The 11,759-nt window shown below is 61.5% G+C and carries 11 protein-coding genes and 1 pseudogene; 5 read left to right on the forward strand and 7 right to left on the reverse strand.

The window, feature by feature from the left end; translation table 11 throughout:
• Positions 1-464, forward strand: a pseudogene (locus C8K18_RS32835) (hypothetical protein); the annotation flags it as partial.
• 320 nt (positions 465-784) lie between these two features.
• On the opposite strand, the gene C8K18_RS32840 reads toward C8K18_RS32835, so the two are convergent.
• From C8K18_RS32840 to C8K18_RS32865, 6 genes are all read right to left on the reverse strand, one after another.
• The gene (locus C8K18_RS32840) at positions 785-1,225 is read right to left on the reverse strand and encodes a hypothetical protein (RefSeq protein ID WP_258196251.1); all 441 of its coding nucleotides are present in this window, start codon (positions 1,223-1,225) and stop codon (positions 785-787) included.
• 102 nt (positions 1,226-1,327) lie between these two features.
• Positions 1,328-2,284 (reverse strand): serine aminopeptidase domain-containing protein, encoded by a 957-nt coding sequence (locus C8K18_RS32845; protein ID WP_107711067.1) that lies wholly within the window; start codon positions 2,282-2,284, stop codon positions 1,328-1,330.
• Positions 2,285-2,428: 144 nt separating this feature from the next.
• Entirely contained in the window at positions 2,429-3,436 is a 1,008-nt protein-coding gene (locus tag C8K18_RS32850; RefSeq protein ID WP_375135831.1) for a LytR/AlgR family response regulator transcription factor, read from the reverse strand.
• Complete coding sequence (locus tag C8K18_RS32855; protein ID WP_165939636.1) at positions 3,343-4,443, reverse strand: sensor histidine kinase; 1,101 nt, start codon at positions 4,441-4,443, stop codon at positions 3,343-3,345. Before C8K18_RS32855 ends, C8K18_RS32850 begins: the two co-directional genes overlap by 94 nt.
• Positions 4,440-4,817 carry a DUF2306 domain-containing protein gene (locus C8K18_RS33490; RefSeq protein WP_165919898.1) on the reverse strand — a complete coding sequence of 126 codons (378 nt, stop codon included), beginning with the start codon at positions 4,815-4,817 and terminating at the stop codon, positions 4,440-4,442. Before C8K18_RS33490 ends, C8K18_RS32855 begins: the two co-directional genes overlap by 4 nt.
• Positions 4,818-5,494: 677 nt before the next feature.
• Positions 5,495-5,968: a hypothetical protein gene (locus tag C8K18_RS32865; RefSeq protein WP_107711063.1), complete on the reverse strand. Its 474-nt coding sequence runs from the start codon at positions 5,966-5,968 to the stop codon at positions 5,495-5,497.
• Positions 5,969-7,203: 1,235 nt separating this feature from the next.
• Between C8K18_RS32865 and C8K18_RS34000 the strand changes: the two genes are divergently transcribed.
• From C8K18_RS34000 to C8K18_RS32885, 4 genes are all read left to right on the forward strand, one after another.
• The gene (locus C8K18_RS34000; protein WP_258196252.1) at positions 7,204-7,398 is read left to right on the forward strand and encodes a hypothetical protein; all 195 of its coding nucleotides are present in this window, start codon (positions 7,204-7,206) and stop codon (positions 7,396-7,398) included.
• A gap of 335 nt (positions 7,399-7,733) precedes the next feature.
• Positions 7,734-9,155: a hopanoid biosynthesis associated radical SAM protein HpnJ gene (hpnJ, locus tag C8K18_RS32875; protein ID WP_107711062.1), complete on the forward strand. Its 1,422-nt coding sequence runs from the start codon at positions 7,734-7,736 to the stop codon at positions 9,153-9,155.
• The gene (hpnI, locus tag C8K18_RS32880) at positions 9,152-10,324 is read left to right on the forward strand and encodes a bacteriohopanetetrol glucosamine biosynthesis glycosyltransferase HpnI (protein WP_107711061.1); all 1,173 of its coding nucleotides are present in this window, start codon (positions 9,152-9,154) and stop codon (positions 10,322-10,324) included. Before hpnJ ends, hpnI begins: the two co-directional genes overlap by 4 nt.
• Positions 10,325-10,428: 104 nt before the next feature.
• Positions 10,429-11,481, forward strand: coding sequence for a lysylphosphatidylglycerol synthase domain-containing protein (locus C8K18_RS32885; protein ID WP_107711060.1), 1,053 nt, complete (start codon positions 10,429-10,431; stop codon positions 11,479-11,481).
• Here the strand turns inward: C8K18_RS32885 and C8K18_RS32890 are convergent.
• The coding region (locus tag C8K18_RS32890; RefSeq protein ID WP_258230490.1) for an ATP-binding protein at positions 11,478-11,759 on the reverse strand (282 nt) is incomplete at its 5' end. The two genes, C8K18_RS32885 and C8K18_RS32890, sit on opposite strands and share 4 nt — an antisense overlap.

Here is an 11,759-nt window from a genome sequence, read left to right on the forward strand (position 1 = left end):
ATTGTGATCCTACCGGGCTGGCACTTGGACCCGGAAGCGATATTGCGGTGGGGTGCAGGGAAGGGACGACTGGCGCTCCCTTACTGATGCAGATATTGAACCGTTCGAACGGCGCACTTGTGGCGTCTCTCAACGCTGGCGGCGGCGATCAGCTCGAATACGATGCGCCCACCAACCGGTACTACAACGCGGCGAGCCGCTGGACGTCTTCTGGCAATGCATCGACCAACGGCGCCTGCTCGGCCGCCTCGCCATGCATGCCGGTGCTGACTATCGTGGACGCAGGCAACCGCCGTGTTGTTGCCCGCCTGAACACGGGCAACAACGCCCACTCAGTAGCGATCGATCCGGCGACCGGTCTCATCTTCGTTCCGTATTCTTCAGCAACATCGCCTGCGGGGTGTCCGGGTTGCGTAGCAAATGGTTTCACAAATGGCGGGGTATCGGTATTCGCCGCGAAGTGACGTTGGCACAGCTTCGGTCTGTTGTGCATGACATAGTGGATAGCAGGTTGGACGGCGGTGTGCCGACTTACGGGAACTACCGCCGCCGACTATTCCGGTGCTCAGTCGGTGATCAGTGCGAAAACCGATGACCGTCGGATGCCGGTTCGCCCGTTAGCATCGGCGCAACGCATACTGGTGCGCTGCGGAATATGCGCGGTTGCTGGCGGGCCACGCCGAGCCTTCTTGAGCGCTACGGCAGGCGAGTAACGATGAAACGATGGCCGTATCGAACGTGCTGCGCACAGCACCTACCCACTCCAATCGCGCTGTCTCATTACTTACACGTTCGGCGCCGCGCTCTGCGGGTCCGCCGGTGTTGCGGGATCGGGACTCTGCGGCGGCGGTGCGTAGAGGATCACGTTCTGCAGCCGAGGGTTGGCCGTGTCGGTGCTGTCCCGCATGCGCGACTGGATGGTCATGTTATCCGTCACGCCCCAGAAGTTATTCGAGAAGTCGAGCGAATGACCCGTGGACGCGTTGTAAGTGCCGTGAGACTCAATCACGAGGCGATTCCCATTCGGTGAATCGTTATTCAAAAGAAACGAATTCCGTTGCGGGATGCCTGTGGGTGCCTGTCCATTGGCCGGGAACGCATCGATCAGCACGAGTGGATCAATCATGTTGATGAACAGGTTGTTTTGCACGAAGACCGACGGATCGAAAGCGAAGGCCGCGGAGTCGCTGAACGTATTGCCCTTAACGGTCGCGGACTTGCTCAAGCGGGGTAGCCGTTCGTGCCGGCTGCGAACGTGGTCACCCCTTTGACCGGGAGAGTCTCGGAATCGCGGCATAAGCCGGTCCGAGATTTTAGTCGCACAGCCTTATCGAAGGTTCGCTCGAAAAAACTGAAGCGCCATCTGATCGAACCCCGCATGGAAGGCGTCCCGATCAAAGCCAGCAGCATCGACGCATACTTCCGGCGCCCTCTGCTTCATTGACACCGAACACGGGGCGAGGAAGGCGAAATGTCCTGATTCGGGGACGACGTGAAACTCTGGCCGCTTGGGAAGCGCATCCGCGAGCGCCGGGACGGTCTCAGGCAGCACGCCGTCTCCACCGAATTGGGACGCCCAAAGCTGAATGGGCGCCTGGACACTTTGAAGATCGCCCGCCTGCGGAAATTCGTTAAGCGGATCTGCCAGCACATAAGCCCTAATGCGCCCGTCATGAGTTAGCGTCGTCAAGGGCAGCTTCTGGTGTCTGATTTCCTGACAGACTGGAAGCTGCGCATCCGGGCACGGCACGTTCGCATGAGCAAAGTCCGGGTTGCCGCCCGCTAAGACCAGCCCTGTGTAGCCGCCGCGCGAGAATCCGAAGAAGCCTATCCTTGCCGTGTCGATTCTTGCTGCGTCGGGAGCATCAGCCAGCATGTAATCGATGAGACGCTTGATGTCGGTCGGACGCTCGACAAACTCGGACATGTCCGCCGCATGGCTCATGTCCGAGAACGTATCACCCGGATGGTTGATGGCTGCGACAACGAAACCGGCATCGGCCAGGATCTCGGCAAGATCGTGGTGCCCCAGGTAAGACCCTCCGTGACCGTGAGAGATAACGACCAGGGGCAAACGCTGCCCAGTGGTAGGACAGTCGCGCCGCCCTCGCAAAACGTATGGGCCGACGGTCAGATCCTCAGTAGACTCCGCGCAAGGAGTCCACACGATGACCTTCAATGCGCGCCCCGTATTATCGGGAGGGACGGTCAGGAATTTGATGCCTGCGGCATGGGCGACCGTCGCAGATATGCAAAGAAGGACAACCACGAAGAGTGTTCGCATTCTGTCTTCCGCCTTACATTGGTTCCGATATCGATTCAGTTCCCTGCCAGGAGATAGGCGTGGCGAACTGACGACCGCCGTCGGCCAGCGCGAACTGGCGATCATTGCAGTTCCCAAGCCGCGGGCCGCTCATCGCTTGCCTCTTCACATCTGCCGGAACAGGTGCGCATACTGTTTGCTCACGGCAAGTGCGCCGCTGTGGCCGCGCAGCCTGAGTGCCATTTTGCCAAATGCGTTGACCGAGGCACCCTCCACGTGGTCGACGTTCACGACCGTGCTTCTATGCACCTGCCAGAACCGCGCCGGGTCCAGTTGCGCGCACAGATCCTTGAGGCTCATGCGGATCAACAACTCGCCGGTGCGCGTGGTGACGATGACATATTTGTCGGCAGCCTCGAAGTACAGCACCTCTTCCACCGGCACCATCCTGATCTCGCTTCCGCTCGAGGCACGTAGATAACGTAGCGTCGCACCGTGTGCATTTTCCTGAGCGCGGCTCTCCAACTGAACGCTGCGCGTCATCTGCTCCAGTTGGCCAAGCAGGCGTTGCAGATCAGCCTGCACATCCATGGCTGGCGCCTGACCCGTTGAGGTGTCCGCAAGTCGCACGCGTAACCTGTCGACCGTGCGCGCGAGCCGCGCTGTATCGACAGGCTTCAGAAGATAGTCGATGGCGGCTGCGTCGAACGCATCCAGCGCGTGTTCGTCGTAGGCGGTCACGAAAACGATCTGCGGCGGCGCCGCAAGATTCGCGCACGCTCGCGCGACGTCGAGACCCGTCGCGCCCGGCATCGCGATATCGAGGAACGCGACGTCCGGCTGCAGTGCGGCGATTCGCGCGATGGCGTCCTGGCCGTTGCTGACCGCCGCGATGATCCTCAACTCCGGCCATGCCGCTGACAGCTCCCGCTGAAGCGCGGCCGCGATAAGCGGTTCATCGTCGGCGATCAACGCAGTTGGAGCACGAGTGGCTTCGGGCGGAAAAGTCTTGCTGTCTTCATTTGATGCGGCGATACACGGCTGGCGGATCTTCATGGTTTCGCAGCGCCCCCGATAGGTTAGTCGGCGATTGGAAGCTGCACCTTGGCAACCACGCCGTGCGGTGCGTTCTCGGTGATGGTCAGCGAGGCACGCTCGCCATAGAGTGCGCATAACCGGCTGCGCACGTTTGCGAGTCCAATACCAGTGCCCTGTGTCGCTGGCGTCGCACCGAAGCCCGGGCCGGTATCGGCGACAGTCAGTTCGAGGTGATGATCGCCGCGCCTTGCCGTCATGTCGATTCGTCCGCCTGCGACCGTGCCCTGGATGCCGTGCTTCAGTGCGTTTTCGACGAGCGGTTGCAGCAGCATCGGTGGCACCGCGAGATCGGCGCAGTCGGAAGGAAGGTGCAGCGAATAAGCGAACCTTGCGCCCAGGCGCATCGCGTGCACGGCGAGCATCGAGTCGAGCACCGAGAACTGGACTGCCAGTGTCTCGCTATCGGTTCTCGATGCTTCCAGCGTTGCCCTCAAGAAACGGTTCAGACTGCCAAGCAGTTCTCGCGCGCGCGGCGCATCCGAAACAATCAGGCTATCGAGTGTCGCCAAGGTATTGAAGAGAAAGTGCGGCTCGATCTGCGCCTGCAAAGCTTGCAGATGCGCGCGCAGCGCCGTTTTTTCGGCGGCTTCGCGCAGCCACGCAGTGCGAGCCACCTGCTCGCTGAGGCGCGCAATCCGCGCTCGCGACCAGCCGTACCAGGTGCCGAACATTGTCGCAACCAGTGCGATCCAGCCGGTCGTGGCAAGTTCTTTGGCGCCGAACGTCCTGCCGAAGTTGAGACCGAGCAGCGCGCTCGCCAGAGCTCGCCCGATCGCGGCGCCGGCGATGATGGCGACCACCATCGTGACCGCAAGCCTGGGCAGGGTGAGCGCATCGCGCCGCTCAAGGCAAAAACGGCCGATGCTGAGCAGCAGCATGATCGATAGCCCGATCGCCTCGCTAAAGACAAGGTTTCCTCCGAGGCCTTCTCCGGTGCCCACCGCAGTCAGCCCAACCGCAATCAACGCGTTGCCTATGACGACGAGGATCGCTTCGCGGGCCAATTCGGCTCGCAGTTGTGTCGCCGGGGTGCTCGCCCCGGTGGACATATTGTGGAGTTCGACGTTACTGCCTGGAATCATGCTATCCATCCCGTCAAGATGATATCCAGCACCCGGTGCGGAGTGGCGACCGCGGCGATACCGGCCACGACGAGGCCGATGAACGATCCGCGCATGGCGAGGCGGTGACCGCGAATGTTGCCTTGCCGGATAGCCCAGATAGCTCGCCCGACGCTGATGAGCGTCAGCAACGACAGCGCGTGCACCCACGAAAAATGCCCCGGGTTCAGTTTCTGGATGCCGAACGAACCGAGCGCGGTCGCGAACATCGCTACGGCCCAGAGACGACCGAGCCACTTGTGGCGCGCGGTGCCTTTTTCGGCCAGAAAGACTGCTGTTCCGAGTATGACAGAAAGGGTTGCAACGGCGATATGCACGGCGATGATGGCAGACACGATTGTCCTCCGCGGTAGGTCATCTGACCCAATGGCTGCCAGTGTGTGGAGTCGTGAGCTCGTTCTCGACAGGCATGCGACAAAACGTGCGAATCGTGGCGCGAAGAGCGCTTTTAGTGGCGCGTGTGAACCAGGGAGAGGCGCGCGGCCGGCAGTTTGAGACAGAAGCTGCCCCTTCGGAAGCCGCGTGCGTAGGCAGAGCGCCGCAGCGAAATGCAGTTAACGCTCCGCGATGCTTCCGATGAAATGGTCGGCGATGGCTATCTCGGGGGGCTTTCCACATTCCGCACAATGCCAGGGAACCATCAGTCGCCGTCCAACGCAAGGCTTGATGACCCGTTTCTAACTGCGCGGGGACGAGGCCAGCACGTCGCGGACCGGAGGTTTCGGGGATGCGAAATTAGGCGTGTTGCAACCTCGACGACACGGCCAGAAGCAGGCGTGAACACCGACAGACAAAGAAAGGAGAGCTGCGACTTCTCACCATCATCGGCTGAGTTCGGCCGATGCGATTGTTTTGTTTTGATCGACCGCCTGGATCACGACGACGAACCTTCGGTTTGCCTCATTGCGTTCCATCAGTTCGTGAGCCAAACGGCACATCGCTCATACCAAAAACGCGTCTTCGAAGTCGAACTGAGATGTTCTGACGGCTGTCACGGGGGCAACCTAGGGCTTCATAGCCCTTTACCATTGCGTGTGATGAGTGGGGGCAGACCCAGCCTCATCTGCGACTGTCGATACGCAGAGATGAATTGCGGATCACCGTTCCTGACTCGTGTCAGCCAGTAGTCGAGGTCTTCCTGACACGCATCATTATCGATAACAGCAAAGCACTGTGAGTCCGCTGGCATCTGCAACGCCGCCCAATGAAACGCGAAGATCGTTTGCTGGTCCGCGAGTGCAAGCCGCAAGCCGCGCCTGTCGCCTTTCGTCAACCATTGTCTTATGGCAGAAGACAGCGTTGCTTCCGTCTCTTCAGGCGTGTAAGCGAACACGTGTTGGCCGCCCTCCCGTGCACTGCGCAAATCGCTGGTGGCGACAGCAATGACGAATGCGGTCGCCCGCGCGTCGCTAGATGTAGTCAGCGGCGCACCAGCCGTCACTCCTAGCCAAACAAAGAGAGCGATGAGGGTAGCAGCGTACTTCACGTCGGCGATGTCCTGGGAAGCGTGAATTGACAGTGGTGGTCGACCTGATGCTCACAGGAGTCTACTCTTGCCCGCCCAGCTCACATCCGGGAACACACGACATCCTCGACCGCAAATCCAGTCAGCGACTCTACGGTAGCCTAGGGAAGGTCGCAACGAGCGCGAGCGTCAGCCATTGCAGTGCCAGTATGGCATGGAGTGCGCTCCACCATCTGAGTAAGAAGCGGCAGCCAAACGACCTTGAGTCCTTGTTCGCAGTTGCGAGCGTGAAGAGGAACGAGAAAAAACTTTTTCTCGTATGTACGTTGCACTGTGGCAGTCACCGTCGCATTAAGAGAGGCAACATCCGGACGAGTACAGCGTCGCGCACTACATAAAGTGACGAGACGTTGCGGCAGCCCGCGTGAGCTGCGGCGACCACGATGACTCCGCACGTAGGGAATTCGCGCGCTTCGCCTAGGTTGTGATGCGCAGACTTGCTCAGGGACGCAAACGGTGGGGACGCCTGCAATCCAAAAAGCCCATCCATTCGTTTCTGACCAGCGAAGCACGAACCAGGGCAGGGCCTCGCATATCAATACAATACTGTGTTCTGCACATGGCGGACCGCTGTATACGCGCGTCTGAAATTGCAAAACGCGTGCGGAGTAGCGAGCGCGATACGCGGCGACACCTGCCGTATGCCAGGTGTCGCCGTACATGTGCCTCTGCACGACGAGCACCGGATGCATATGATCGAACAGCATGTAGCTGACACTGGAACCGTCAGAACCGAGGCAACAATGGCCCCGCCAGCCCGCAATCGAACTGGAGTGTTTGGACAACCGCTTCAGGGGACGTAGGGCTACCGGTGCGAAGTGCCGGACCCAGGTGGACGCTTTAATATCTACGGACCCCTCGGCTATGGCATCAAAGGCAAGAACTGTAGCGCCGTCGGACCAGCCTCGCCGACGAACTGCATGGCGTGACCATTTCGGAGACGCTCGCGGGAGTTGAAGCAGACGCCGAAAGAAAAGGGACCTTTGGCGAATTAGCTGCCTCGCAATGAAAGCACGCGAAGATCTGGGCAGACAAGCTCAAGGCTGGATGGCAAACGATGGCGGACCTGAAGCAACCGTAGGCGCCGAGATTGCCGAGGCAGAGTCGTGGCGCCGGGCGTATCGTCCGGTGCCACGACTCTGCGCGCCGCAGTACTCGGTGCTAACGACGGCCCGGCGTCGAATTGTTGCCTGACCATGTGTTTGCGGGGAGGGGAGGCGGGACCCAAACCGGGCCATCCTGTTGGCTGCGCCTGCCGGGAGTTTCGCGGGGCCTGCTCGATGGCACTCGGCGAATGGCTCTCGGTAACCGATGCGCGCACGCTCGCGAGAACACAGATTGCGAAGGAGGGCGGACGAGCTGGCACACGCTTCGGAGGCCGAAGAGCATGAGCTTCGAGGCCTTTGTCGCCGCGCACCGTGCATGGACCGGGAAACTATCTTCGGAATGACGCCGATTGAGCAGGTCGGTTACTAACCTGAGCCAAGCAGTCGACTTGGGGCTGACACCGCCTTCAGTCCATGACCGGCTGTCGCAACGTTGTGCCTCCCCGAACGCTGACCGTGCCCGGACATCGTCGCGGGGAGCGTTCTGGTTAAGGTTTCCTTCAGCTTTGCTCCGTACTATCTGCGCGAGTCTGCCGTCGCGCTCGCCATCCCCGAGTTCCAGTTCCGACAGGCTCCCGACAGAAAACCGAAAGCGTCCTTTCAGGCTTGCTGGAGCGTCCATGAAAACTCTGTTCTTGCAGGCGCCGTCGTATGACGGCTTCGATGGCGGCGCCGGCTCGCGTTATCAGGCGAAGCGCGAAGTCCGCTCGTTCTGGTATCCGACCTGGCTTGCGCAACCCGCCGCGCTCGTGCCCGACAGCCGCGTGCTCGATGCACCCGCCGACGGCCTGTCCGTCGACGCAACGCTCGACATCGCGCAGCAGTACGATCTGGTCGTCATTCATACGAGCACGCCGTCGTTTCCCACTGACGCGCTTTTCGCCGAAGACCTCAAGAAGCGCAAGCCGTCGCTTGTGATCGGCATGGTCGGCGCGAAGGTGGCCGTGGACCCGCACAATTCGCTGACAGCGAGCGAGGCGATCGACTTCGTCTGCCGCGAGGAATTCGACTTCACCTGCCAGGAAGTGGCCGCGGGCAAACCGTTCGCGCAGATTCTGGGCCTCAGCTATCGCGCCGCCGACGGCTCGATCGAGCACAACGCGGCGCGCCCGATCCTCGAGAACATGGACGAGTTGCCGTTCGTCGCGCCCGTCTACAAGCGTGATCTGAAGATCGACAACTACTTCATCGGCTATCTGAAGCATCCTTACGTGTCGATTTATACAGGACGCGGCTGCCGCTCGAAATGCACGTTCTGTCTGTGGCCGCAGACCGTGGGCGGACACCGTTATCGCACGCGTTCGGTCGAGAACGTGCTCGCTGAAGTGAAGTGGATTCGCGACAACATGCCCGAAATAAAGGAGATCATGTTCGACGACGACACCTTCACCGACTTCAAGCCGCGCGTCGAGGAAATCGCCCGCGGTCTCGGCAAGCTCGGCGTGACGTGGTCGTGCAACGCGAAAGCGAACGTGCCGTATTCCACGCTGAAAATCATGAAGGAAAACGGCCTGCGTTTGCTGCTGGTCGGCTACGAGTCCGGCGACGATCAGATCCTGCTGAACATCAGGAAGGGATTGCGCACCGACATCGCGCGGCGTTTCAGCGACGACTGCCGCAAGCTCGGCATCAAGATTCACGGCACCTTCATTCTCGGCTTGCCCGGAGAAACGCAGCAGACCATTCAGAAGACCATCGACTACGCGAAAGAGATCAATCCGCACACCATTCAGGTGTCGCTTGCGGCGCCGTATCCGGGCACGCGGCTCTACGACCAGGCGGTCGAAAACGGCTGGCTCGAAGAGAACAAGGTGATCAACCTCGTGAGCAAGGAAGGCGTGCAACTTGCGGCCATCGGCTATCCGCATCTGTCGCGCGAGGAGATTTATCACCAGCTGGAAAACTTCTACAAGCGCTTCTATTTTCGTCCGTCGAAAATCTGGGAAATCGTGCGCGAGATGCTGACCAGTTGGGACATGATGAAACGGCGCTTGCGCGAAGGCGTCGAGTTCTTTCGCTTTCTGCGCGCACACGAGGCGTGAACGGCGCGCATTGGGCCGCCACGGTTTTCGTTCATGCGTGCGCTTATCTCTGCGCTGCATGCGCACTGTTCGGCATCGGCTACACGACGATTGCGAGCGTGCTGATCGGGCGGTTTTTCGCGCGGCCTGTAACGGAGCCCGCCAGCTTTCCGCCGGTGACAGTGGTGAAGCCGCTGCACGGCAGCGAGTGGGCGCTGCTCAGCAATCTGTCGAGTTTCTGCGAGCAGAACTATCCGGGCCCGGTGCAGTTTCTGTTCGGCGTGCATGACCCGGCGGACCCCGCATTGGAAGCCGTCGAAAGCCTCAAGCGCCTGCATCCGCAAGCGGACATCACCGTGATCGTGGACGCGCGTCTCTATGGCCCCAATCGGAAGATCAGCAACATCATCAATATGATGCCGCACGCGCGGCACGACCTGCTCGTGTTCGCCGATAGCGACGTTGGCGTCGGGCCGGACTATCTGCGCCATATCGTCGGCGAACTCGAGAAGCCCGGCGTGGGACTCGTGACCTGCGTGTATCGGGCGCAGCCCGATCCCGGTTTTTGGCCTCGCCTGTCCGCGACCGCGACGCACTATCAGTTTCTGCCCGGCGTGGTCACCGGTCTTGCGCTCGGTCTGGCGCGGCCGTGCTTTGGACAGACCATTGCAATGCGGCGCAGCACGCTGGAGAAGATCGGCGGCTTTCTGCCCTTCGTGCGTCATCTTGCCGAAGATCACGCGATAGGCGAAGCAGTGCGCGCCATCGGCGAGACGGTGGCGATTCCGCCGCTTGCCATTTCGCACGCTTGCGCGGAGGCGAGCGCGGCGCAGTTGTTTGCGCATGAGTTGCGCTGGAGCCGGACGATTCGCAGCGTCAATCCGACAGGTCATGTTGGCTCAGCGTTGATGCATCCGCTGCCGTTGGCCTTGCTCGCTGTCGGCTTGTCGAGCGACGCGCCGTGGGCCTGGCTAGTCGCGGCGCTTGCATTGTCCGCGCGTTTCGCACTGAAGGTCAGCGCCGATCGCGCATTGCGGCAGGCGCATGGCGGCGCCTGGATGCTTCCGATATGGGATATCGTGTCGTTTGCGATCTTTGTCGCGAGCTTCTGGAGTTCGCGGGTGGTCTGGCGCGGGTTTAGCTTCGAGGTCGATGGCGACGGCCTGCTGTCGTCCGCGCAGGACGAATGACGACGAATGACGAGAGGAGTTTAGGCGGCGATGATGCGCACGTCTTCCGAATGGCGCGATGAGCGGCAAGCCCGTCGTTCAACGAACGCGCGAAAGGTGTCCGCATGATGAAGCATCTCGGGCGCGTGGCCGCACTGGCGGGACTGGCTGCGTCGCTGTGGCTCGTGTGGCGGGACAACCCGGTCGCGGTGCTCGGCGCGCTGCGCGCCGCCGGCGCGGGGCTTTTGCTCGCGGCACTCGCACATGTTTTGCCGATGCTCGCCAATGCCTGCGACTGGCGCTCGCTGATTCGCGGCGCGAACCGGCCGCGCGTGCTCGACATGCTGCATCTCGTGTGGGTGCGCGAATCGGTCAATAGCATGCTGCCGGTCGCGCGCATCGGCGGAGAGGTCGTGTCGTTCCGCATGCTCAGGCGCTGGGGCGTGCGGCCTTCCACGGCGGTGGCGAGCATCATCGCCGATATGCAGTTGACGGTGATCAGCCAGTTGCTGTTCACGATGGTCGGCATTGGTTTTCTGTTCGCGCATGCGCATTCGGGCACGCTGCGGCTCGCAGGGCAACTCGCGTGGGGCGTGGTCGTGCTGACGCCGCTTCTCGTTTTGTTCGTGCTGGTGCAGCACGCAAGTCCGTTCGAACGCATGACGCGCGCGCTCAATCACATCACGAGCGGCAAGCTCGCCGCACTCGTTGGACAGTCCGCGCAAATCGATCTGGCGATCAAGCTGATCTGGCGGCGTCGCGCCGTCGTGCTGCGCTATCTGTTCTTCTGGCAGCCGCTGCAGTGCCTGCTGACGTCGCTGGAAATCTGGCTCGCGCTGTATTTTCTCGGCGCGCAAGTCACGCTGGTTGAAGCCGTCGTGATCGAGTCGTTGATCCAGGCCATCAGCAGCGCGGCCTTCTTCGTGCCGGGCGGCCTCGGCGTGCAGGAGGGCGGTTTTATATTGATCGGCGGCGCTCTGGGGCTCGATCCATCGACGTGTCTCGCGCTTGCCGGCGCGCGCCGCATTCGCGATCTGCTGATGTTCGTGCCAGGGCTGATTGCATGGCAGTTCGCGGAAGGCGGGAACCGCGCGCCTGTGCGCCGTCAGGCGCAGCGGAACCCGCAACGGGCGGAACTCGCGGACACCCGCGTCGCCTGCGATACGAACCGCCGCTAGGCCGCGGCCTTCAGTCGCTCGTCAGGCGCGGCGCCAGAGGCGGGAAACGATATTTCCACGGCGAGTCCGCGGCTCTCGAGGCCGGGCCCGAAGTGCACGGTCGCGCCAAAATGTTCCGCGATGCGCGCGACAATCGAAAGGCCAAGACCGCTGCCGGTCGCCTGGTTGCCGGTGGCGCGAAAGAACCGGCTGGTCAGACGCGCGACATCTGCCGAGGCCACACCGGGGCCGTCGTCGCGCACGGTCACGACAACGCGATTATCGAGCGGCTCGTGCGC

Origin of the sequence: Paraburkholderia sp. GV068, assembly GCF_003058125.1 — a bacterium.
In the GTDB taxonomy this organism is placed as follows: domain Bacteria; phylum Pseudomonadota; class Gammaproteobacteria; order Burkholderiales; family Burkholderiaceae; genus Paraburkholderia; species Paraburkholderia graminis.

Coding starts and splice junctions, on each gene's coding strand:
- C8K18_RS32850 (WP_375135831.1), bottom strand. CDS start 3,436: ATGCGCACTCTATGGCGAGCGTGCCTCGCTGACCATCACCGAGAACGC.
- C8K18_RS32855 (WP_165939636.1), bottom strand. CDS start 4,443: ATGATTCCAGGCAGTAACGTCGAACTCCACAATATGTCCACCGGGGCG.
- C8K18_RS32885 (WP_107711060.1), top strand. CDS start 10,429: ATGATGAAGCATCTCGGGCGCGTGGCCGCACTGGCGGGACTGGCTGCG.
- C8K18_RS34000 (WP_258196252.1), top strand. CDS start 7,204: ATGTGTTTGCGGGGAGGGGAGGCGGGACCCAAACCGGGCCATCCTGTT.
- C8K18_RS32845 (WP_107711067.1), bottom strand. CDS start 2,284: ATGCGAACACTCTTCGTGGTTGTCCTTCTTTGCATATCTGCGACGGTC.
- hpnJ (WP_107711062.1), top strand. CDS start 7,734: ATGAAAACTCTGTTCTTGCAGGCGCCGTCGTATGACGGCTTCGATGGC.